This is a genomic window from Actinomadura rubteroloni (genome assembly GCF_002911665.1).
GTDB classification, from domain to species: Bacteria; Actinomycetota; Actinomycetes; order Streptosporangiales; family Streptosporangiaceae; genus Spirillospora; species Spirillospora rubteroloni.
The window spans coordinates 1,029,312-1,052,520 of sequence record NZ_MTBP01000002.1 but is presented as its reverse complement, the minus strand read 5'-3'; the positions used below and the strand labels follow the sequence as shown (position 1 = coordinate 1,052,520).

Below are 23,209 nucleotides of genomic sequence, written 5' to 3'. Positions count from 1 at the left end.
GCGTTATTCCGTGGCCGCGTCACCAAGGTCACCGCCTACCCTGGAGGGGCTATGACTCTGCGCGTACTGGCCGCCATGTCCGGCGGCGTCGACTCCGCGGTGGCGGCCGCCCGCGCCGCCGAGGCGGGGCACGACGTCACCGGCGTCCACATGGCCCTGTCCAGCAATCCCCAGTCCTACCGCTCCGGAGCGCGCGGGTGCTGCACCCTGGAGGACGCCAGGGACGCGCGCCGCGCCGCCGACGCCATCGGCATCCCGTTCTACGTCTGGGACCTCGCCGAGCGCTTCCACCGCGACGTCGTCGAGGACTTCGTCAGCGAGTACGCGGCGGGCCGCACCCCCAACCCGTGCCTGCGCTGCAACGAGAAGATCAAGTTCGCGGCGCTGCTGGACCGGGCGCTCGCGCTCGGGTTCGACGCCGTCTGCACCGGGCACTACGCCCGCTCGGACGGGACGGTCCTGCGCCGCGGCGTCGATCCCGGCAAGGACCAGTCCTACGTCCTCGCCGTCTGCACGCCCGAGCAGCTCAGGCACGCGCTGTTCCCGCTCGGCGACACGACCAAGGCCGAGATCCGGCGCGAGGCCGACCGGCGCGGCATCCAGGTCGCGGCCAAGCCCGACAGCCACGACGTCTGCTTCATCGCCGACGGCGACACGCGCGGCTTCCTCGCCGAGCGGCTCGGGACCGCGCCCGGCCCGATCGTGGACGCCGGCGGCACCCGCGTCGGCGACCACGACGGCGCCTACGCCTACACGATCGGGCAGCGGCGCGGCCTGCGCATCGGGACGCCCGCGCCCGACGGCAGGCCGCGCTACGTCCTGGACATCTCCCCGGCGACGAACACGGTCACGGTCGGCCCGCGCGAGGCCCTGGACGTCACCGAGATCACGACCGGCCCGCCGGTGTGGCTCGCGCCCGCGCCCGCCGGGCCGTTCGGGTGCGCCGTCCAGCTCCGCGCGCACGGCGAGGTCCACCCGTGCACGGTCGAGCCCGCCGCCGACGGCCTGCGGCTGCTGCTCGCCGCCCCCGCGCGCGGCGTCGCCCCCGGCCAGACGGCCGCGCTCTACGACGGCGACCGCGTCCTCGGCTCGGCGACGATCACCACTACTCTGCGCCCGTGACGACTTTTCCGTGGGGGCCCGGGACGGCCACCGGCGTCGGTTCGTATCCGGGCGAGGACGGCGCCGAGGCGCTGCGCGTCGTCCTCGGCGAGCTGCCCGAACTGCCGCATCTGCCGGAACTGCCGGGACGCGGGGTCGGCGCGGACCTGATCGGCCGCACGGCCGGGCTGCTGGTGGACCTCGCGGTGCGGGTCGAGCCGTCCGGCTGGCGGTTCGGGGACCGGCCGGGACGCGACACGCGCCGCTCCCTCGACCACCTGCACCGCGACCTCGACGTCCTGGAGGAGACCGCGGGCGCGCACGACGGCCCGTTCAAGATCCAGGTGTGCGGGCCGTGGACGCTGGCCGCCGCGATCGAGCTGCGCACCGGCGACCGCGCGCTGAAGGACCCCGGCGCCGTCCGGGACCTCACCGCGTCGCTGGCCGAGGGCGTCGCCCGGCACGTCGCCGACGTGCGGCGCCGCCTGCCCGGCGCGACCGTGCTGCTCCAGATCGACGAGCCGTCGCTGCCGGCCGTCCTCGCCGGGACGGTCCCGACCGCGAGCGGCCTGTCCCGGCTGCGGCCGGTGGAGGCGCCCGTCGCGCAGGAGGCGTTGCGCGCGGTGCGCGAGCAGGCGGGCGACGTGTTCACGATCGCGCACTGCTGCGCCCGGCGCGTCCCGTACGGGCTGCTGCGCGGGGCCGGGTTCGACGCGCTCTCGATCGACCTCGCGCTGATCCCCGAGCGCGACGACGACCCGGTCGGCGAGGCGATCGACGCGGGCGTCGGGCTGTTCCTCGGCGCCGTCCCCGCGACGGACACGGCGCTGCCGCCGCTCGCGGCGACCGCGCGGCCCGTCCGCGAACTGTGGCGGCGGCTCGGCTTCGCGCCCGCCCGGCTGGCCGAGCAGGTCGTGATCACTCCGGCGTGCGGGATGGCGGGCGCGTCGCCCCGGTACGTCCGGACGGCCCTGAAACGCTGCCGCGACACCGCCCGGATGCTGCACGAGGCGGCCGACTGAGCCCGGCCCGGCGCAGTCGAGAATTGTCAGTGGGTCCGGGGAGAATAGGGCCATGACCTTGAGCGATGGACATCCCGACGGCGCTGCGGCGCGGCACGCCGAGCTGACCGAGCGGATCGACGAGGCCAACTACCGCTACTACGTCCTCGACCGGCCGACGCTGAGCGACGCCGAGTACGACGACCTGATGCGGGAGATCCAGGCGCTGGAGGCCGCGCATCCCGAACTCGTCACGCCGGACTCGCCGACGCAGCGGGTGGGCGCGCCGTTCGTCACCGAGTTCGCGGCGGTCGAGCACCTGGAGCGGATGCAGAGCCTGGCCAACGCGCGCAACGCCGACGAACTGCTCTCCTGGGACGAGCGCGTCCTGAAGGAGGTCGGCGAGGTCGCGGCGTACCTGTGCGAGCTGAAGATCGACGGGCTGGCCATCGCCCTGGTCTACGAGAACGGACGGCTCGTGCGCGGCGTGACGCGCGGCGACGGGCGCACCGGCGAGGACGTCACGAACAACGTCCGCACGATCGACGCGATCCCCGACCGGCTGACCGGGGAGGGCTGGCCGGAGCTGCTGGAGGTGCGCGGCGAGGTCTTCCTGCCCGTCGAGGGGTTCCAGCAGGTCAACGAGTTGCAGGTCGAGGCGGGCCAGCCGCCGTTCGCCAACCCGCGCAACGCGGCGGCGGGGTCGCTGCGGCAGAAGGACCCGCGCGTCACGGCGCAGCGCCCGCTGGAGATGCTGGTCCACGGGTTCGGCCGGTGGGAGGGCGGCGACCACCCCGACAGCCAGGCCGAGGCGTACGAGATGATGCGCGGCTGGGGCCTGCCGGTCAGCGACCGGTACAAGGTGCTGCCGGATCTGGACGCCGTCCGCGAGTACATCGCCCATTACGGCGAGAACCGGCACGAACCGTCCTACGAGATCGACGGCGTCGTCGTGAAGGTGGACCAGTTCCCGCTCCAGCGGCGCCTCGGGTCCACCTCGCGCGCCCCGCGCTGGGCGATCGCGTGGAAGTTCCCGCCGGACGAGGTCAACACCAGGCTGCTCGACATCAAGGTCGGGGTCGGCCGCACCGGGCGGGTCACCCCCTACGGCGTGATGGAGCCGATCAAGGTCGCCGGGTCGGTGGTCGCGTACGCGACGCTGCACAACGGCAGCGAGGTGAAGCGCAAGGGCGTCCGCATCGGCGACACCGTCGTGCTGCGCAAGGCGGGCGACGTGATCCCCGAGATCGTCGCGCCCGTCGCGGACCTGCGGGACGGCTCCGAACGCGAGTTCGCCATGCCCGAGACGTGCCCCGAGTGCGACACGACGCTCGCCTACCAGAAAGAGGGCGACGTCGACATCCGCTGCCCGAACGCGCAGTACTGCCCGGCGCAGCTCCGCGAGCGGCTGTTCTTCGTCGCCAGCCGCAACGCCCTGGACATCGAGGCGCTCGGGTACGTCGCGGCGACCGCGCTGACGCAGCCGCTGGAGCCGGCCGAGCCGCCGGTCCGCAACGAGGGCGACCTGTTCCATCTGACGGTCGACGACCTGCTCCCGATCCGGTCCGTCGTCCGGGAGCAGCGGACGGGCCTGCCCCGCATCGACGACAAGACCGGCGACCAGAAGATCGTCACGTTCTTCGCCACCAAGGAGGGCGAGCCGAAGAAGACGGTCGAGAAGCTCTTCGAGGAGTTGGAGAAGGCCAAGCAGCAGCCGCTGTGGCGGGTGCTCGTCGCGCTGTCGATCCGGCACGTCGGGCCGCGCGCCGCGCAGGACCTGGCCCGTTCGCTGCGGTCGATGGACGCGATCCGCGCCGCCACCGAGGAGGAACTGGCGACGGTCGAGGGCGTCGGCCCGACGATCGCGGCGTCCATCAAGCGGTGGTTCGAGGTGGACTGGCACCAGGAGATCGTCCGCAAGTGGGCCGAGGCGGGCGTGCGGATGGCCGACGAGGGCTCGGCCGGGCCGCGCCCGCTGGAGGGCGTCAGCGTGGTGATCACCGGGTCGCTGGAGGAGTTCAGCCGCGACTCGGCGACCGAGGCCGTCCAGGACCGCGGCGGCAAGGTCACCGGCTCGGTCTCGAAGAAGACCGGATTCGTCGTCGTCGGCGACAGTCCGGGGTCGAAATATGACAAGGCGGTCAAGCTCGGAGTGCCCGTCCTGGACGAAACCGGGTTCCGGATCCTTCTCGGCCAGGGGCCGGAAGCGGCCACGAACGCCGCGATCACGCCGGAGGAATGACGCCTCGCGCCCCGGCCGGTCCTACCAGCGTAAAGTTACCCAAGCGTACCGCTGGCCGGGCTTTTCGGGGCGCATCACCAGGAAACGGCATAACGGAACGTGCGCAATCGGTTTCGCGAGGTTGGTTCCAGGTCGTACCCTCCCTGTCATCAAGGTTCCCGAACCCCCCGAGATGGTGATGAAGGACCCGAACAACACGCGGAACACGCCGCCGCGCCGGGGCTCCCCGCTGTGGATCTACCTCACGACCGTCACCGTGCTCGGCTTCGCCGTGTGCGCGGCGGCGTTCGCCGGGCTCGGCGGCGGCGCGCGGGACGCGCTCGCGACGAGCCCCGTGTTCGGGATCCTCGCCTGCCTGGTCCTGGTCGGCGAACTGCGTCCGATCGTCACGCCGGGCTCGACCGAGGACAGCGGCGCCAGCACCGCGACCACCTTCTCGTTCGCCGCCCTGCTGTACGCGGGACTGCCCGCCGCGCTCGCGCTGCGGGCGGTCTCGCTGATCGTGTGCGGCGGGCTCTGGCGCCGCGCCCCGCACCGCATCGGCTTCAACGTCGCCCAGTACGCGCTGAGCCTGGCCGCCGGGCAGCTCGTCCTGACGGCGTTCGGGACGGGCGGCACCCCGCTCCACCCCTGGGTCCCCGACGGCGACGACCTCGCCGCCATCGCGCTCGCCGGGGCCGCCTACTTCGCCTGCAACGACGCGCTGGTCGCGGGCGCCGTCGCGCTGCACGAGCGGATCTCCCTGCTGCGCGCGGTGCGCGGCGACCTGGCCTACCAGGTGCTCGTGCATCTGGCGCTGCTCGGGCTGGCGCCGCTCGTCGTCACCGCGATGGACCGTTCGGCCGCGTTCCTGCCGCTGATCGTCCTGCCGTTCATCGCCGTCTACCTCAACGCGTCCGCGTCGGTGCGGCGCGAGCACCAGGCGCTGCACGACGGCCTCACCGGCCTGCCGAACCGCAAGCTGCTCACGCTGCGGACCGAAGAGGCCCTGGCGCACGTCCGCACCGCCGACCGGCGCGCCGTCCGGGCCGTCGCGGGACGCCGCCGCGACGGCGAGCGCGCCCGCGCGGCGCTGTTCCTGCTCGACCTGGACCGTTTCAAGGAGGTCAACGACACGCTCGGGCACCTCACCGGGGACCGGCTGCTCCAACTCGTCGCGCACCGCCTCACCCACGCCGTCCGGCCCGGCGACCTGGTCGCGCGGCTCGGCGGGGACGAGTTCGCGGTGCTGCTGCCGTCGGTCCGCGACGAGGCCGCCGCCCGCGAGGTCGCCGCCCGGCTGCGCGCCGCGCTGAGCGAGCCCGTCCGGCTGGACGGCATGACGTTCGACCTGGACGGCAGCGTCGGCATCGCGCTGTGCCCCGACCACGCGCAGGACTTCGAGACCCTGCTGAAGCGCGCGGACGTCGCGATGTACCACGCCAAGCAGACGCGCAGCGGCGTCGAGGTCTACGCGCCCGCGCAGGACCGCAACTCCCCGGCCCGGCTGCGGATGCTCGGCGACCTGCGCCGCGCCGTGGACCGTGGCGAACTGGAGCTGTTCTACCAGCCGAAGGTCGCGCTGCGGGACGGCAAGCTCGTCGGCATGGAGGCCCTGCTGCGCTGGCGCCACCCCGACGAGGGCCTGATCGGGCCGGAGCGGTTCCTGTCGGTCGCCGAGCAGACGTACCTGATGCGGTCGATCACCGGCTACGTCGTGAACGCCGCGCTGGCGCAGACCGCCGCGTGGTGGCGCGAGAACCTGACCGTCCAGGTCGCGGTGAACGCCTCGGGCCGCGACCTGTTCGACGCGGGCCTCACCGAGGTCGTCGAGGACGGCCTGGCCCGGCACGGCCTGCCCGCCGCCGCGCTCCAACTGGAGATCACCGAGCGGATCCTCATGAACGAGTCGGCGTACGCGTCCGAGACGGTCGGCAAGCTCGCCCGGCTCGGCATCCCGCTCAGCCTGGACGACTTCGGCACCGGCTACTCCTCGCTGGTGCGGCTGCGGCGGCTGCCCGTCGAGGAGATCAAGATCGACGCGTCGTTCGTGCGGCGGCTGACCCGGTCGCCCGACGACGCGGTGATCGTCCGGTCGATCATCGACCTCGTCCGCACCCTCGGGCTGCGCTCGGTCGCCGAGGGCGTCGAGGACCCCGGCACCGCCGGCGCGCTGCGCGAACTCGGCTGCGACGCCGCGCAGGGCTACCACTTCGGCCGCCCGATGGACGCCGCGACCGCCACCGACTGGCTCCGCCGCCGGATGGAGCGGGCCCCCGAGCCCGCCGCCTGACCCGGCGCCCCGCCCGCTCAGTACCGGCGGTCCGGCGGGGCGTCCTCGTACTCCTGGTAGTACCGGCGCTCGCGCACGTCCACCGGCCGCTCCACGACCCGCCGCCGGGCGCTAGCCATCCGGACCACGCCGAAGACCAGGCCGATCAGCCCGCCGAGGATCAGGATGTAGCCGACCACCTTGATGTCGAGTCCGCTGATGTCGTAGTTCACCGCGTAGGCCAGGATCGCCCCGATGATGATCAATGCGATGCTGCCGCCGATCGTCACGGCGACCTCCCTCCGTCGTCCACAGACGTACGGGGGACCCGTTCCCTCAGCACGGCTTCGAAACGGCGTCCGCGCCGTTACCGGAAGGCGCCGACGCCGTCCGGCGCCCTAGGATGGACGGAACAGCACACTTCACATTCGGGCCATGAGGCGCGCCATGATGCCTCCGGCCCGGGGAAACTCCATCCAGGAAACGGTTCGCACATGTCCGCGATCACCCGTGCCGAGGTCGCGCACCTCGCCCGGCTGTCCCGGCTGGCGCTCGGCGACGACGAGCTCGATCGTCTCGCCGCCCAGCTCGACCAGATCATCTCCGCGGTCGCGCGGGTGCAGGAGGTCGCCGCGGAGGACATCCCGCCGACCTCGCACGCCCTGCCGCTGACCAACGTCTACCGGCCCGACGAGGTCCGCCCGTCGCTGGCGCCGGAGCAGGCGCTCGCGGGCGCGCCCGCCGTGGAGGAGCAGCGGTTCCGGGTCCCGCGGATCCTGGACGAGGAGGCGTGAGCGTGAACGAACTGGTCGGCAGGACCGCCGCCGAACTCGGCGCGCTGATCGCGGCGGGGGAGACCTCGGCCGCCGAGGTCGCCGACGCCCACCTGGACCGCATCGCGGCCGTGGACGGCGCGGTCGGCGCGTTCCTGCACGTCGATCCGGAGAACGTCCGCGCGCAGGCCCGCGCGGTGGACGAGCGGCGCGCGGCGGGCGAGGAACTGGGCCCGCTCGCGGGCGTCCCGATCGCCCACAAGGACGTCTTCACCACCACGGACATGCCCACGACCGCCGGGTCGAAGATCCTGGAGGGGTGGCGCCCGCCCTACGACGCGACGATCACCGAGCGGCTGCGCGCGGCGGGCCTGGTGATCATCGGCAAGACGAACATGGACGAGTTCGCGATGGGCTCGTCCACCGAGAACAGCGCCTACCGGGTGACCCGCAACCCGTGGGACCTGTCGCGGATCCCGGGCGGCTCGTCCGGCGGGTCGTCGGCGGCGGTCGCGGCTTATGAGGCGCCGCTCGCGACGGGCACCGACACGGGCGGCTCGATCCGCCAGCCCGCCGCCGTCACCGGCATCGTGGGCATGAAGCCGACCTACGGCGGGTCGTCCCGCTACGGCGTGATCGCGTTCGCGTCGTCGCTGGACACCCCCGGCCCGTTCGCCCGCAACGTCCTGGACGCGGCGCTGCTGCACGAGACGATGAGCGGCCACGACCCGCGCGACTCGACGTCGATCGACCGGCCCGTCCCGCCGGTGGCCGAGGCGGCGCGGCGCGCGGACGTCGCGGGCCTCACGGTCGGCGTCGTCAAGGAGTTCGCCGGGTCCGGCGGCGACGACGGCGTCACGGCCCGGTTCACCGAGGCCGTCGCGCTGCTGGAGTCGCTCGGCGCGAAGGTCGTCGAGGTGTCGTGCCCGCACTTCACCTACGCGCTGCCCGCCTACTACATCATCGCGCCGTCGGAGGTGTCGTCCAACCTCGCCCGCTTCGACGCGATGCGCTACGGCCTGCGCGTCGGCGACGACGGCTCCCGCAGCGCCGAGGAGGTCATGGCGCTGACCCGCGCGGAGGGCTTCGGCCCCGAGGTCAAGCGCCGGATCATGCTCGGCACCTACGCGCTGTCGTCGGGCTACTACGACGCCTACTACGGCAAGGCGCAGCAGGTCCGGACGCTCGTCAACCGCGACTTCGACGCCGCGTTCGAGCGCGTGGACGTCCTGGTCTCGCCGACGACGCCGTCCACCGCCTTCCCGATCGGCGAGCGCGCCGACGACCCGATGGCCATGTACCTGGCCGACCTGTGGACGATCCCGTCCGACCTGGCGGGCAACGCGGCGATCTCCGTCCCGTGCGGCCTCGCCGACGACGGCCTGCCCGTCGGCCTGCAGATCATGGCGCCCGTCCTCGGCGACGACCGCGCGTACCGCGTCGGCGCCGCCGTGGAGCGGGCCCTCGAAGACCGCTGGGGCGGCCCCCTGCTGGCCAAGGCCCCCGACCTCGCGGAGGCTGCCCGATGAGCGCGCCCACGGTGACGACGTACGACGCGGCGCTGGCCAAGTACGAGCCGGTGCTCGGCCTGGAGACCCACATCGAGCTGGGCACGGCGTCGAAGATGTTCTGCGGCTGCCGGACGGAGTTCGGCGCCGACCCGAACACCCAGGTCTGCCCGGTGTGCCTCGGGCTGCCCGGGTCGCTGCCGGTCACCAACCGCGCGGCGATCGAGGGCATCATCAAGATCGGCCTGGCGCTGAACTGCGACATCGTGGAGTGGTGCCGGTTCGCCCGGAAGAACTACTTCTATCCGGACATGCCGAAGGACTACCAGATCTCCCAGTACGACGAGCCGCTGTGCGTCGACGGGTACCTGGAGGTCGAGGTCGAGGGCGACACGTACCGCGTCGAGATCGAGCGCGTCCACATGGAGGAGGACACCGGCAAGTCGCTGCACGTCGGCGGCTCCACCGGCCGCATCCACGGCGCCGACTACTCGCTGGTGGACTACAACCGCGCCGGGATCCCGCTCGTCGAGATCGTCACCCGGCCGATCCCCGCGACCGGCGACAAGGCCCCGCTCGTCGCCCGCGCCTACGTGACCGAGCTGCGCGAGCTGGTCCGCGCGCTCGGCGTCTCCGACGTCCGGATGGAGCAGGGCTCGCTGCGCTGCGACGTCAACGTGTCGCTGATGCCGCGCGGCGCCGCCGAGTGGGGGACGCGCACCGAGACCAAGAACGTCAACTCGCTGCGGTCGGTGGAGCGGGCCGTCCGGTCGGAGATCGAGCGGCAGGCGGGCGTGCTGGACGCGGGCGGGAAGATCGTCCAGGAGACCCGGCACTTCCACGAGGACACCGGCACCACCACGTCCGGGCGCAGCAAGGAAGAGGCGCAGGACTACCGGTACTTCCCCGAGCCCGACCTCGTCCCGATGGCGCCGTCGCGGGAGTGGGTGGACGAGCTGCGCGCGGCGCTGCCCGAGCTGCCCGCCGCGCGCCGCCGCCGGGTGCAGGGCGAGTGGGGCCTGTCGGACCTGGAGTTGCGCGACGTCGTCAACGCCGGGGCCCTCGACCTCATCGAGGAGACGATCGCGGCGGGCGCGGACGCGGGCGCGGCGCGCAAGTGGTGGATGAACGAGCTGTCGCGGCGCGCCACCGCGCTCGGCGTGGAGCTGGCCGAGCTGCCGATCACGCCGGTGCAGGTCGCGCGCGTCCAGGCGATGGTCGCGGCGGGCGAGCTGAACGACAAGCTGGCCCGGCAGGCGTTCGAGGGCGTCCTCGCGGGCGAGGGCGAGCCGGACGACGTCGTCGCCGCGCGCGGCCTGAAGGTCGTGTCCGACGACGGGGCGCTCGGCGCGATCGTGGACCAGGTCATCGCCGACAACGCGGCCGTGGCCGACAAAGTGCGCGGCGGGAAGGTCGCCGCTGCGGGCGCTCTCGTCGGCGCGGTGATGAAGGCCAGCCGGGGCCAGGCCGACGCGGGCCGCGCCCGCGCGCTGATCCTGGAGAAGCTCGGCGTGTCCTGACCGGCGCGTACCGCGAGGAGTCCCGTGGCGGTCGCCGGACCGCCACGGGATTTCCGCCCGGACTGTCGGGGGCGGCGGCTACGGTTCCCGCATGGCAGTCATTCACCCCCCGTTCCCGTCCGTCCCGGACGGGCTCCCCGCGGGCGTCGTCGTCCACGCCTGCGACGGATTCACCGAGCCGCGCTGGGCCGGCCGCCCGATCCTGTGGCTCACCGCCGACGAGCTTCCGGACGCGTCCGGTCTCTGGACGCGGCTCTACGGCGAACGCGAGAAGACCGGCCTCTACCCGCTGCTGCTGAGCGGCCTCAGCGGCGACTCGGCGCGGCCGTGGCTGGCGGAGGAGCTGGGGTTCGTCCCGGTCGACGACGTGGACGAGGTCGACCCGGCCGAGGCGCTCGCCGAGCTGTGGGCGGAGTACCTGGAGGACGACGGCCCGGCCGGCGCGTGGCCGGGGCTCGCGGCGCCCGGCGCGATGGCGGGCGACCCCGACGAGGAGGCCCGCGAGCTGGCCCTGTTCCTCGGCGAGAAGCGGCGCGTCGGCCTGGTCCCGGTGGACCGGGGCGCCGACGCGCTGGCCATGTCCGGCTGGGACGGCCCGTGCAACCACACCAACGCCATCGGCGACCTCGCGGCCGTCGTCCGCTCCTGGGAGGACCGGTTCGGCGCGCGGGTCGTGGAGGTCGGCTTCGACACGCTGAACCTGTCGGTCGCGGCGCCGCCCGCGACGGTCGAGCATGCCCGCGCGGTCGCCGCCGAGCACTACGCGTTCTGCCCGGACAACATCGACCAGAGCGGCCTCGGCCTGGACGAGTACGCCGACGCGCTCGTCGGCACCCGCTGCTGGACGTTCTGGTGGGATTGACCGACAAAAGGGCGTGATGTCCGTCGCTGTGCGGTTCGATGGGCCTGGCGGATCGGCACGGTCCACCGCCGCGCTCTCTGGCCCATGATCAGGGGGTTTGCCCACCCGCGGGCGGTTCCGCGCCGCCCTTTGTCGCCGGGTGGAGGCTGAGCCTCAATCGCACCGTGACCTACGGAACGTACGGTGAACATCACGGTGATCCCGCACCGCAGCAACGGCGCTGGACCGGCCTCGCGCGGTCGGGACCGAGCGACCGCGCCACCGCGCCGGGCACGTCCACGCGGCTCCGGACGTTCGTCCGGGCGCCGGACACACATCACCGACAAATCCACCACCAGTCCCGCAAGGCAACCGTGGGACGCCCCTTCCCCGAGGGGCAGGAAGGGACACGAGGCGCGATGAGCGGCGGCTTTCCCCGGCGGGCACCGCGCGGCGCGGTGCCCGTCGCCCTGGTCGCCGCCGCGGCCGTCGTGTACGCCCTCGGCTCGATGCTGGAGTGGGGCGGCGTCGCGTTCCTCGCCTGGACCGAGGCCGTCGCGGCGGGCGCCGCCGCCGCGTCCCTGCTGCTGGCCTCGCGGCGCCGTCCCGGGCCGCCGTCCGACGACCCCGAGCCCGCGCCGCCGCCCGCGCCGGTCAAGGCCGTCGCGCAGCCCGGCCCGGTCGGGGTGTTCCGGCGGGGCCTGCGCGCCGGGATCCCGCGCTTCGGCGGCGACCGGGCGCCGGGGGACCCCGAGCCCGCCGCGCCGCACCCGCGCCGCACGTCCTGGCGCTGGTTCGGGCTCGGCGCGGCGGCGTGGTGCGCGGGCGCGATCGGGTCGGCGATCTCCGCGACCGTCCAGTCCCGCAGCGCGCTGTCGCTGTCGGCGCCCGACCTGTTCTACCTCGGCGCGGTCATCGCGCTGGTCGCGGGGCTGATCGCGCCGATCCGGCCGGCGCGCGACGCCGGGACGTGGGTCCGCTACGTCGCCGACACCTACGTCTGCGGCAGCGCCCTGTTCGTCCTCGGCTGGGTCGTGCTGTTCGGGGACCTCTACCACCGGTCGGGCGAGTCGGCGTCGTCGTTCCTGCTGGAACTGCTGTACCCGCTGATCGACATCGTGCTCGTCTGCGGGGCGCTGCCGTTCGTGCTCGGCGCCGCGCGCGGCGGGCGCCGCTCGGCGTGGATGGGCTACGGGGCGCTCGGCGCGTTCGCCGTCGCCGACATCGTGACGACCGTCGTCCGGCTGCGCGGTGGGGACCCGGCGGACGACCCGTCCGACATCCTGCGCATCGCGGGCCTGGCGCTGCTGCTGCTCGTCCCGTGGACGGGCCGCGCCGCCGAGCCCGGCGACCCCGGCGCCCCCGCCGAGCCGCCCGGCCGCATGGTCGGTCCGGGCGTCGGCGTCGCGGCGGTGGCCGCCGCGGCGACGCTGTTCGTGGCGGGCCGCTCGCTGACCGCCGGCCACGGCATGGAACCGGTCGTGTCCGTCGTCGCGGGCCTGGCGACGCTCGTGCTGCTGGCCCGGCTCGCGGCGCTGCTGCGCGAGAACGACGCGCTGCGCCGCACGGTCGCGGCGGGCGACGACGACTTCCGCGCCCTGTCGGAGAGCATCAACGACGCCGTCGTCATCTGCGACACCGACGGCGTCGTCCAGTTCGCGAGCGGCGGCGCGCTGCGGACCTACCGGTACACGCCCGACGAGCTGGTCGGCCGGTCGCTGCACGAGGTCGTCCACCCCGAGGACCTGCCGCGCGTCCGGGCCGCGTTCCTCTCCTTCGTCGGCGCCGACCCCGACGCCGACGCCCCCGAGGACGAGGACGCCGGGCCCGGGTTCGTCCCGCCCGGCTCGATGCGGGTCGCGTGCCGCGTCCGGGCCGCGGACGGCACCTGGCTGCCGACCGAGTCCACGATCTCCCGCTACGGCGGCCTCGGCGCGCCCAGCCTGCTGATCACGACCCGCGACCTCAGCGAGCAGGCCGCCCTCCAGCGCCAGGTCGCGCACCTGACCTTCCACGACGGCCTCACCGGCCTGCCGAACCGCGCCTACTTCGAGGAGCGCACCCGCGAGGTCCTGTCCCGTCCGGACGAGGGGCGCGTCGCCGTGCTGTTCGTCGACATCGACGGGTTCACCGCCGTCAACGACTCGGCCGGGCACGCGGCGGGCGACCAGGTCCTCGCCCAGGCCGCGCGGCGGCTGCGCGGCACGGTGCAGGCCGACGACACGGTCGCGCGATGGGGCGGGGACGAGTTCGCGGTGCTCGTCCAGCTCCCCGCCGACGGGCCGGGCGGCACGGACTCGCAGGCGGCCGTCGAGCTGGCCGAGCGGATGCTGCGGCTGCTGTCGGCCGAGCCGTACCGGGTGGGCGGCAAGGACATCGCGCTGTCGGCGAGCATCGGCATCGCGTTCGCGGGCGACGTCGGCGTCGGCGACGTGAGCGCGGGCGGCGCCGACACCGCCCGGGGGGACGCGGGCCGCAGGCTCCGCCGGGACGCCGCCGACCTCATCCGCAACGGCGACCTCGCGATGGCCCGTGCCAAGGAGCTGGGCGGCGCCCGCGTCGAGGTGTACGCGCCGCACATGCACACCGACGTCGTCCGCCGCCTCGAACTCGGCAGCGACCTGCAGCGCGCCCTCGCCGACGAGCAGTTCACCGTCGAGTTCCAGCCGGTGGTGGAGTTGGCGACGTCCCGCGTGACCGGCGTCGAGGCGCTGGTGCGCTGGTGGCGGGCCGGGGAGTCGGTGCCGCCGGAGGAGTTCATCGCGCCCGCCGAGGAGTCCGGGCTGATGATCCCGCTCGGCGACTGGGTGCTGCGCCGCGCGTGCCGCGAGGTCGCGCGGTGGCGGGAGGAGTCGTTCGAGGTCGGCCTGTCGGTGAACTTCACCGCCCGGCAGATCGCCGCGCCGCGCTTCGTGGAATCGGTCGCCGGGGCGCTGGCCGAGACGGGGCTGCCGCCGCAGGCGCTGACGGTCGAGGTCCGCGAGGAGGTCCTGGTCGAGGACGGCGGGCAGAACGTCCGGCGGCTGTCGGCGCTGCGCGACCTCGGCGTCCGGCTGGCGATCGACGACTTCGGCACCGGGTACGCGTCGCTGGCCTACCTCGGGCAGCTCCCGGTCGACATCATCAAGATCGACCCGTCGTTCGTGGCGGGCCTCGGCTCGGACGAGACGCTGACGCTGCTGACCGAGACGATCGTCCGGCTCGGCCGCGACCTCGGGCTGACGGTCGTCGCCGAGGGCATCGAGCGGCCCGAGCAACTGGACCGGCTGCGCGCGATGGGCTGCCCGCGCGGGCAGGGGTTCCTGGTGGCCCGTCCGATGACGGTCGGCCGGGTCGAGCCGCTGGTGCGCACCAACCTGCGTCCGAGCCGCCCGCTCGGCGCGGACGGCCTCACCGACGCGGGGGAGCAGGCGGACTCGGCGGCCGGCTCGGCGCTGTCACCCGGCTGACCGGGGGTTTTCGCCCGGAACCGGCCCCCGGCGGGATGTCCGTCTCACGAGCTGAGATATTGTGTCCACGGATTTGACCGTGGCGGCGAAGTCGGCGAGAGTGGCCTACGTGCAGAGCAGTCTCAACCTCATCGTAGTACTTGGTCGGCGCGCAGGCTGATCAAGTCTTCACCCCTGCGCGCGCCCCTCGACCGCCATCCGGCGGCGGGGGTTTTTTGTTGGCCGTGCTGCCTCTCCAGCCCTCGTGTTCGGAAGGCCCACCCCTCCCCAAGGAAACCCAAGGACATGACGACCGAACAGATGACGGGAGCCCAGGCGCTGGTCCGCGCTCTGGAGAACGTCGGCGTCGACACCGTGTTCGGCATTCCCGGCGGCGCCATCCTCCCGGCCTACGACCCGCTCTACGACTCGGTGAAGCTGCGGCACATCCTCGTCCGGCACGAGCAGGGCGCGGGGCACGCGGCGCAGGGCTATGCGATGGTGACCGGGAAGGTCGGCGTCTGCATGGCGACGAGCGGCCCGGGCGCGACGAACCTCGTGACCCCGATCTCGGACGCCTACATGGACTCCGTCCCGATCGTCGCGATCACCGGGCAGGTGGCGACCTCGCTGATCGGCACCGACGGCTTCCAGGAGGCCGACATCGCCGGGATCACGATGCCGATCACCAAGCACAACTTCCTCGTCACCGACGCCAAGGACATCGCCCGGACGATCGTGGAGGCGTTCCACATCGCCTCCACGGGCCGTCCGGGACCGGTCCTGGTGGACATCGCCAAGGACGCGCTCCAGGCCACGTTCGACTTCGAGTGGCCCGTCCAGATGCACCTGCCGGGGTACCGTCCGGTGACCCGTCCGCACTCCAAGCAGGTGCGGGAGGCGGCGCGGCTGATCACCGGGGCCGAGCGGCCGGTGCTCTACGTCGGCGGCGGCGTCCTGAAGGCGGGCGCGTCGGCGGAGCTGAAGGTCCTCGCGGAGCTGACGGGCGTCCCCGTCGTCACCACGCTGATGGCCAAGGGCGCATTCCCCGACAGCCACCCCCAGCACATGGGGATGCCGGGCATGCACGGCGCGGTCGGCGCGGTCGGCGCGCTCCAGCGCTCGGACCTGCTCGTCGCGATCGGCGCCCGGTTCGACGACCGCGTCACCGGGATGCTGGACAGCTTCGCGCCGGACGCGAGGATCGTCCACGCCGACATCGACCCGGCGGAGATCTCCAAGAACCGGCACGCGGACGTCCCGATCGTCGGCGACGCCCGCGAGGTCATCGCCGACCTGATCGTCGCGGTGCAGGCCGAGCACGACGCGGGCCGCACCGGCGACTACGCGGCCTGGTGGCGGCAGCTCAACGCCTGGCGCGACACCTACCCGCTCGGCTACGACCTGCCCGAGGACGGCTCGCTGTCCCCGCAGCAGGTCATCGAGCGGATCGGCACGCTGGTCGGCCCGGACGCCTACTACGTCGCGGGCGTCGGCCAGCACCAGATGTGGGCCGCGCAGTTCATCAAGTACGAGCGTCCGGGCGCGTTCCTGAACTCCGGCGGCGCGGGGACGATGGGCTACGCCGTCCCGGCCGCGATGGGCGCCAAGGTCGGCGCGCCCGACACCCAGGTCTGGGCGATCGACGGCGACGGCTGCTTCCAGATGACCAACCAGGAGCTGGCGACCTGCGTCCTGGAGGGCATCCCGGTCAAGATCGCCGTCATCAACAACGGCAACCTCGGCATGGTCCGCCAGTGGCAGACCCTGTTCTACGACGGCCGCTACTCCAACACCAAACTGCACACCAACCGGGTCCCCGACTTCGTGAAGCTCGCGGAGGCGTACGGTTGCGTCGGGCTCCGGTGCGAGCGGCCCGAGGACGTCGACGCCGTCATCGCCAAGGCGATGGAGATCAACGACACCCCGGTCGTGATCGACTTCGTCGTCCACCCGGACGCGATGGTCTGGCCGATGGTCGCGGCCGGCACCTCCAACGACGACATCAAGATCGCTCGGGACCTGGCCCCCGAGTGGGAGAACGGAGACTGACCGCGATGACGCAGCACACCCTGTCGGTGCTGGTGGAGAACACCCCCGGCATCCTCACGCGCGTCGCGGCCCTGTTCGCCCGCCGCGGGTTCAACATCGAGTCGCTGGCCGTCGGCACCACCGAGCACCCGGAGATCTCCCGGATGACGATCGTGGTGAACGTCGAGGGCCTGCCGCTGGAGCAGGTCACCAAGCAGCTCAACAAGCTGGTGAACGTCCTGAAGATCGTCGAGCTGGACGCGGGCAGCTCGGTGCAGCGCGAGCTGGTCCTCATCAAGGTCCGCGCGGACGCCGAGACCCGCTCGCAGGTGCTGGAGACCGTCCAGCTCTTCCGCGCGAAGGTCGTGGACGTCGCGCCGGACGCGGTGACCGTCGAGGCGACCGGCAACCGCGACAAACTGGACGCGCTGATCCGCATCCTCGAACCGTTCGGCATCAAGGAGCTGGTCCAGTCGGGCATGGTGGCCATCGGCCGCGGGGCCCGCTCCATCACCGACCGGTCGCTGCGCGCGATCGAGCGCAGCGCCTGACCGCACGGACCCGGCCGGCGGCCGCGTGAACCGCACACAACGAAAGGCAGAACAGCACAGTGGCTGAGATGTTCTATGACGACGACGCGGACCTGAGCGTCATCCAGGGCCGGCACGTCGCGGTCATCGGGTACGGCAGCCAGGGGCACGCGCACGCGCTGTCCCTGCGGGACTCGGGGGTGGACGTCCGCATCGGCCTCCCCGAGGGCTCCAAGAGCCGGGAGAAGGCCGAGGCCGAGGGCCTGCGCGTCCTCACCCCGGCCGAGGCCGCCGAGGAGGCCGACCTGATCATGATCCTCGCGCCGGACCACCTCCAGCGCGGGATCTACGAGAAGGACATCAAGCCGGCGCTGGTCGAGGGCGACGCGCTGTTCTTCGGCCACGGCCTGAACATCCGCTACGGGCTGATCGAGCCCCCGGCGGGCGTGGACGTCTGCATGGTCGCGCCGAAGGGCCCCGGCCACCTCGTGCGCCGCCAGTTCACCGCCGGGCGCGGCGTGCCGGTGATCGTGGCCGTCGAGTCCGACGCGTCCGGGAACGCCTGGCCGCTGGCGCTGTCCTACGCCAAGGGCATCGGCGGCCTGCGCGCGGGCGGCATCCGCACCACGTTCACCGAGGAGACCGAGACCGACCTGTTCGGCGAGCAGGCCGTGCTGTGCGGCGGCGTGTCCGAGCTGATCAAGACCGGGTTCGAGGTGCTGATCGAGGCCGGCTACCAGCCCGAGGTCGCCTACTTCGAGTGCCTGCACGAGATGAAGCTCATCGTGGACCTGATCTACGAGGGCGGGCTGTCGAAGATGTACTGGTCGGTGTCGGACACCGCCGAGTTCGGCGGCTACACGCGCGGCCCGCGCGTCGTGACGGCCGAGACCAAGGCCGAGATGAAGCGGATCCTCGCCGAGATCCAGTCCGGCGAGTTCGCCAAGGAGCTGATGGCCGAGTTCGAGGGCGGCCAGGTGCAGTTCGGCAAGTTCCGCCAGGAGCTGGCCGAGCACCCGATCGAGAAGACGGGCGCGTCCCTGCGCCCGATGATGAGCTGGCTGAACGACTGACCGTCGGCCGCCGCACCGGGTCCGCCGTCCCCGCTTCCGGGGGCGGCGGACCCGCTGTTTTCGGGACGACACGCACCGTTCTGCATACGCGGTATTGCCCGCCGGATACCCGGTATGCATACTTGGCTGGCATGTCGATCCGTCACGGCCTGCTCGCGCTCCTGGCCCGCGGCCCCCGCTACGGCTACCAGCTCCGCGCCGACTTCGAGTCCTCCACGGGGGCGTCCTGGCCCCTGAACATCGGGCAGGTCTACTCCACGCTCGCGCGGCTCGAACGCGACGCCCTCATCACCCGCGTCGGCGCCGACCGCGAGGGCCGCTTCGTGTACCGCATCACCCCGGCCGGGCACGACGACGTCCGGGGCTGGTTCGCCACCCCGCTGGCGCGCGCCGACCGGCCCCGCGACGAGCTGGCGATCAAGCTCGCGATGGCCGTGACGACCCCGGGCGTGGACGTCGCCGACGTCGTCCGCGTCCAGCGCGCCGCCACCCTGCGCACGCTGCGCGACCTCACCCGCGCCCGCGCCGACGCCGACCGCGCCCCCGCCGACCGGGAGGCCCGCGCGTGGGGGCTGGTGCTGGACTCGATGATCTTCCAGGCGGAGGCCGAGGTGCGCTGGCTCGACCACTGCGAGGCCGTCGCCGCGCCGCAGCCCGCGGGCACCCCCGAACCCGGCCGCTGAGGGCCGGGACCGGCCGCGCGCACGGCGCGGTCTCCTGGTAGCGTCCGGGCACGTGGCCGAGGCGTTCACGGTGGGGGAGCGGAGGGCCGCGCGGTCCGGCCGGACGCCTCGCATCCCCCGGCGGCGTCCCGCGCTCGTCGCGCTCGTCGTCGCGACGGCCGCCGTCTACACGGTCTACGCGCTGCTGCGCCTGCGGACGTTCCGCACCACCACCTACGACCTGGTGATCTTCGACCAGGCCGTCCGGTCCTACAGCAGGCTCGGGGCGCCGGTCGCGCCGGTGAAGGGCGTCCACAACGGCTTCGGGCCGGGCTTCTCGATCCTCGGCGACCACTTCTCGCCGCTGCTGGCCGTCCTCGCGCCCCTCTACCGGCTGCACGACGGGCCCGCGACGCTGCTCGCCGCGCAGGCCGTGCTGTTCGCGCTGGCCGTCGTGCCGGTGTTCCGGTTCGCGGCGCGGCGCGTCGGCGAGCGCGCCGCTTACGCCGTCGCCGCCGCGTACGCGCTGTCGTGGCCGGTCGCCGAGGCGCTGACGTTCGACTTCCACGAGGTCGCGTTCGTCCCGCCGCTGTCGGCGCTCATGATCGAGCGCTGGGACGCCGGACGGCGCGGGCAGGCCGTCCTCGCCGCCGCCGCGCTGCTGCTCGCCAAGGAGGACATGGGGCTGCTCGTCGCCGGGTTCGGGCTCGTCCTGCTGACCCGGCGCGGGGAGCGGCGCGCGGGCGCCCTGTTCGCCGCCTGCGGGCTCGCGGCGACGTGGGCGGCGTCCCAGGTGCTCATCGCCGAGTTCGGCGGCGACAACCGCTACTACTGGGCCTACGGCGGGCTCGGGGACGATCTGCCGGGCGTCGCGCGGCACGCCGTCACCCGGCCCTGGGACCTGGTGCTCGCGCTCGGCGCCCCGCCGGAGAAGCTCGCGACGATGGCGCTGCTCGTCCTGCCGTTCCTGCTGCTGCCGCTGCTGTCCCCGCTGACGCTCGCGGTCGTGCCGCTGCTCGCCGAGCGGATGCTCGCCGACCGGTTCGAGAACTGGTGGGCGCCGCACTACCACTACAACGCGTTCCTGGTCGCGGTGCTGGCGCTCGCCGCCGCCGACGGCGCCGCCCGGCTGCGCGACCGCGCCGGCCCGCGCTGGAACGGCAGGGCGGTCTTCGGCGGGATCCTCGTCGTGACCTGCGCGCTCGTCCCCGTCTTCGGGTTCAAGAAGCTGGCCGAGCCGAGCCTGTACGTCCGGGACGCGCGGGGCGCCGCCGCCGCGCGGGCCGTCGCGCACGTCCCCGACGGCGTGGAGGTCGAGGCCGCCAACCACCTCGGCCCCGCCCTCACCGGCCGCACCCGCGTCCTGCTCTGGGACCAGGTGCCGCGCGGGGCCGAGTGGGTCGCCGCCGACGTCGGGGCGCACGAGTTCCCGTTCGTCTCGGTGGAGCGGCAGCGCGACCGCGTCCGGCTCCTGCGGGACGCCGGTTACCGGGAGGTCTACCGCGACGGGGGCTTCGTGATCCTCCACGGCGACGCCGCCGCGCGAAAGCGGATGGCTCCGTGGAAAGAAATCCCTACCCATTTCGCGTTCTCTGACCGATAATTACAACAGAAGTCGTGAGGGCCGCGGCGCGTCTCGCAGCGCAGCAGCGTCACTCCCGTAGCCCGCGTCCCGAGCGGCGGTTGGGGCGAGGCTGGTGACTGATCGCGGAGGCCGGGAACGCGCGGTGGAGTTCGGAGTCCACCGCTACGAGACCTGCGGCGGAGCCTGGATCGGACTCCTCCGGCACGTATGGGCGGCGGGCGAGGCCGGGATGGACGATCCCGGACCCGTCATCGAAGGGCCGCCGATCATGTTCGAGATCGCCTCCCTGAGCTGGGAGGACCCCGTCCTGCGCGAGTACGGGGACCGGCGGCTGATCGCGCGGGCGCGCGACCAGGCCCCGGCCCCGCTGCCCGCCGGGACGGGCGGCGCGCACGGCGCGGGGCAGCTCCGCTGGGTGGTGGAGCTGCTGCGGGCGCGGCCGTGGACGACGAGCGCGTGGATCTCGCTGACCGTCCCGGGCCCGCCGGGCGACGCGATGCCGTGCGTGACGGCGCTGTCGTTCCGTATCCGGGGCTACCGGCTGGTCATGACGGCCATGTTCCGGACCCTGAACGTGAACCTGGCGTACCTGACGTGCATCCCGCTGCACGCGGTCGGGGTGCGGGTGGCGGCCGAGCTGGGGCTGCCGCCGGGGCCGCTGCGGATCTTCGCGGACGTCCCGCACGTCGAGATCGGCGACATCGACCGGGTGGCGACGGTTCTGGCGGCACAGCCCGAACCCCATGCCGCGTGATTCCGGGAATACCGGATTTTCACGGCATATAGGGTGTTCGGGTGTGTGTCACCGCGATCGCGAACGGGTGCGCGCCCGGGGGATAGACTCGCTGGAGGCGAGCGCACGACGAGGTGGACTCGCGGCATCACAGCACCCCACAAGCCCACGTGTGTAAGGACTCTTCCTTGAGCAAGCCCGTCGTCCTCGTCGCAGAAGAACTCTCCCCGGCCGGCATCGCCGTCCTCGAATCGGACTTCGAGGTCCGGCACGTCGACGGCGCCGACCGCGGCCTGCTGCTCCCCGCCGTCGCCGACGTCGACGCCCTGATCGTCCGCAGCGCCACCAAGGTCAACGCCGAGGTGTTCGCCGCCGCCCGCAGGCTGCGGGTCGTGGCGCGCGCGGGCGTCGGCCTCGACAACGTCGACGTCGAGGCCGCCACCAAGGCCGGCGTCATGGTCGTCAACGCGCCCACGTCCAACATCGTCACCGCCGCCGAGCACGCCATCGCGCTGCTCCTGGCCACTGCCCGGAACGTGCCACAGGGCCACGCCGCCCTCAAGCAGGGCGAGTGGAAGCGCTCCAAGTACACCGGCGTCGAGCTGGCGGGCAAGACCGTCGGCGTCCTCGGCCTCGGCCGCATCGGCGTCCTCGTCGCCCAGCGCCTCGCCGCGTTCGAGATGAACGTCGTCGCCTACGACCCGTACGTGCAGGCCGCCCGCGCGGCGCAGCTCGGCGTCAAGCTCGTCACGCTGGACGAGCTGCTGCGCGATAGCGACTTCATCACCGTCCACCTGCCGAAGACGCCCGAGACCCTCGGCCTCATCGGCGACCGCGAGCTGCACCAGGTCAAGCCGTCGGTCCGCATCGTGAACGCCGCGCGCGGCGGGATCGTGGACGAGGCCGCGCTGGAGCTGGCGATCAAGGACGGCCGGGTCGCGGGCGCGGGCATCGACGTGTTCAGCACCGAGCCCTGCACCGACAGCCCCCTGTTCCACCACGACAACGTGGTCGTCACCCCGCACCTCGGCGCGAGCACCCACGAGGCGCAGGAGAAGGCGGGCACGCAGGTCGCGCGCTCGGTCAAGCTGGCGCTGTCGGGCGAGTTCGTGCCGGACGCCGTGAACGTCCAGGGCGGCGCCGTCGCCGAGGACGTCAAGCCCGGCCTCCCGCTCGCCGAGAAGCTCGGCCGCATCTTCACCGCGCTCGCCGGGGGCGTCCCGGTCCGGCTCGACGTCGTGGTGCGCGGCGAGATCACCGCGCACGACGTCAAGGTGCTGGAGCTGGCCGCGCTGAAGGGCGTCTTCCTGGACGTCACCGAGGAGTCGGTCACGTTCGTCAACGCGCCGCTGCTCGCCCGCGACCGGGGCGTCGAGGTCACGCTGACCACCAGCGAGGACAGCCCCGACTGGCGCAACGTCGTCCAGGTGCGCGGCACGATGGCCGACGGCGAGGTCGTGTCGGTGTCGGGCACGCTGACCGGCCCCCGGCACGCCGAGCGGATCATCGAGATCAACGGGTACGCGATGGAGCTGGTGCCCACCGCGCACATGGCGTTCTTCTCCTACACCGACCGGCCCGGCATCGTCGGGGCGGTCGGCAAGCTGCTCGGCGACGCGGAGGTCAACATCGCCGGCATGCAGGTCGGCCGGGACGCCAAGGGCGGCAAGGCGCTGATCGCGCTGACCGTCGACTCGGCCGTCCAGACGCAGCTCGTGGACGCGATCTCGGCCGAGGTCGGCGCGGACATGGGCCGCCGGGTGGACCTCGAAGCCTGACCCTCCGGGTCGTGCGGCCCCCGCGTCCTCCGGGCGCGGGGGCCGTTCTCGTCTCGGCATGTGAGATGAACGGACGCCTGCTGGGACGTTCCGCCATGTCGGAGGTACCGTGGAAGGGACCCGCGGCGGCCCGCGACCACCGTCCGCAGCCC

17 protein-coding genes are annotated in these 23,209 nt (G+C 73.3%); 16 read left to right on the top strand and 1 reads right to left on the bottom strand.

Annotation, left to right across the window (positions count from 1 at the left end):
* Window positions 1-51 precede the first annotated feature (51 nt).
* From mnmA to BTM25_RS16355, 4 genes are all read left to right on the top strand, one after another.
* Window positions 52-1,122, top strand: a complete 1,071-nt coding sequence (gene mnmA / locus BTM25_RS16370; RefSeq protein ID WP_103563736.1) for a tRNA 2-thiouridine(34) synthase MnmA — start codon at window positions 52-54, stop codon at window positions 1,120-1,122.
* A complete protein-coding gene (locus tag BTM25_RS16365) occupies window positions 1,119-2,123 on the top strand; it encodes a methionine synthase (RefSeq protein WP_103563735.1) in 1,005 nt (334 codons plus the stop codon). Before mnmA ends, BTM25_RS16365 begins: the two co-directional genes overlap by 4 nt.
* 52 nt (window positions 2,124-2,175) lie before the next feature.
* Complete coding sequence (gene ligA, locus BTM25_RS16360; RefSeq protein WP_103563734.1) at window positions 2,176-4,344, top strand: NAD-dependent DNA ligase LigA; 2,169 nt, start codon at window positions 2,176-2,178, stop codon at window positions 4,342-4,344.
* A gap of 172 nt (window positions 4,345-4,516) precedes the next feature.
* The gene (locus tag BTM25_RS16355) at window positions 4,517-6,616 is read left to right on the top strand and encodes a putative bifunctional diguanylate cyclase/phosphodiesterase (protein WP_103563733.1); all 2,100 of its coding nucleotides are present in this window, start codon (window positions 4,517-4,519) and stop codon (window positions 6,614-6,616) included.
* Window positions 6,617-6,633: 17 nt separating this feature from the next.
* On the opposite strand, the gene BTM25_RS16350 is transcribed toward BTM25_RS16355, so the two are convergent.
* Window positions 6,634-6,885 (bottom strand): DUF6458 family protein, encoded by a 252-nt coding sequence (locus BTM25_RS16350; RefSeq protein ID WP_103563732.1) that lies wholly within the window; start codon window positions 6,883-6,885, stop codon window positions 6,634-6,636.
* A gap of 204 nt (window positions 6,886-7,089) precedes the next feature.
* Between BTM25_RS16350 and gatC the strand changes: the two genes are divergently transcribed.
* From gatC to serA, 12 genes are all read left to right on the top strand, one after another.
* Window positions 7,090-7,389 (top strand): Asp-tRNA(Asn)/Glu-tRNA(Gln) amidotransferase subunit GatC, encoded by a 300-nt coding sequence (gene gatC / locus BTM25_RS16345; protein WP_103563731.1) that lies wholly within the window; start codon window positions 7,090-7,092, stop codon window positions 7,387-7,389.
* Window positions 7,386-8,897 carry an Asp-tRNA(Asn)/Glu-tRNA(Gln) amidotransferase subunit GatA gene (gatA, locus tag BTM25_RS16340; protein WP_103563730.1) on the top strand — a complete coding sequence of 504 codons (1,512 nt, stop codon included), beginning with the start codon at window positions 7,386-7,388 and terminating at the stop codon, window positions 8,895-8,897. Before gatC ends, gatA begins: the two co-directional genes overlap by 4 nt.
* Window positions 8,894-10,396, top strand: a complete 1,503-nt coding sequence (gene gatB / locus BTM25_RS16335) for an Asp-tRNA(Asn)/Glu-tRNA(Gln) amidotransferase subunit GatB (protein ID WP_103563729.1) — start codon at window positions 8,894-8,896, stop codon at window positions 10,394-10,396. The genes gatA and gatB overlap by 4 nt, the downstream gene beginning before the upstream one ends.
* 91 nt (window positions 10,397-10,487) lie before the next feature.
* Window positions 10,488-11,258: a DUF4253 domain-containing protein gene (locus tag BTM25_RS16330; RefSeq protein WP_103563728.1), complete on the top strand. Its 771-nt coding sequence runs from the start codon at window positions 10,488-10,490 to the stop codon at window positions 11,256-11,258.
* A gap of 398 nt (window positions 11,259-11,656) precedes the next feature.
* A complete protein-coding gene (locus BTM25_RS16325) occupies window positions 11,657-14,686 on the top strand; it encodes a putative bifunctional diguanylate cyclase/phosphodiesterase (protein ID WP_103563727.1) in 3,030 nt (1,009 codons plus the stop codon).
* Between the two features lie 51 nt (window positions 14,687-14,737).
* Entirely contained in the window at window positions 14,738-16,717 is a 1,980-nt protein-coding gene (locus BTM25_RS16320) for an acetolactate synthase large subunit (protein WP_328589658.1), read from the top strand.
* Window positions 16,718-16,722: 5 nt separating this feature from the next.
* Window positions 16,723-17,247 (top strand): acetolactate synthase small subunit, encoded by a 525-nt coding sequence (gene ilvN, locus BTM25_RS16315; protein ID WP_103563725.1) that lies wholly within the window; start codon window positions 16,723-16,725, stop codon window positions 17,245-17,247.
* Between the two features lie 68 nt (window positions 17,248-17,315).
* Window positions 17,316-18,299, top strand: coding sequence for a ketol-acid reductoisomerase (gene ilvC / locus BTM25_RS16310; protein WP_103563724.1), 984 nt, complete (start codon window positions 17,316-17,318; stop codon window positions 18,297-18,299).
* 131 nt (window positions 18,300-18,430) lie between these two features.
* The gene (locus tag BTM25_RS16305; protein ID WP_103563723.1) at window positions 18,431-18,982 is read left to right on the top strand and encodes a PadR family transcriptional regulator; all 552 of its coding nucleotides are present in this window, start codon (window positions 18,431-18,433) and stop codon (window positions 18,980-18,982) included.
* Between the two features lie 52 nt (window positions 18,983-19,034).
* Window positions 19,035-20,564, top strand: coding sequence for a DUF2079 domain-containing protein (locus BTM25_RS16300; protein ID WP_168212126.1), 1,530 nt, complete (start codon window positions 19,035-19,037; stop codon window positions 20,562-20,564).
* Window positions 20,565-20,688: 124 nt separating this feature from the next.
* On the top strand, window positions 20,689-21,300 hold the full coding sequence (locus BTM25_RS16295; RefSeq protein ID WP_235828443.1) for a thymidylate synthase family protein: 612 nt from the start codon (window positions 20,689-20,691) through the stop codon (window positions 21,298-21,300).
* Window positions 21,301-21,467: 167 nt separating this feature from the next.
* Entirely contained in the window at window positions 21,468-23,057 is a 1,590-nt protein-coding gene (gene serA / locus BTM25_RS16290; RefSeq protein WP_103563721.1) for a phosphoglycerate dehydrogenase, read from the top strand.
* Window positions 23,058-23,209: the final 152 nt, after the last annotated feature.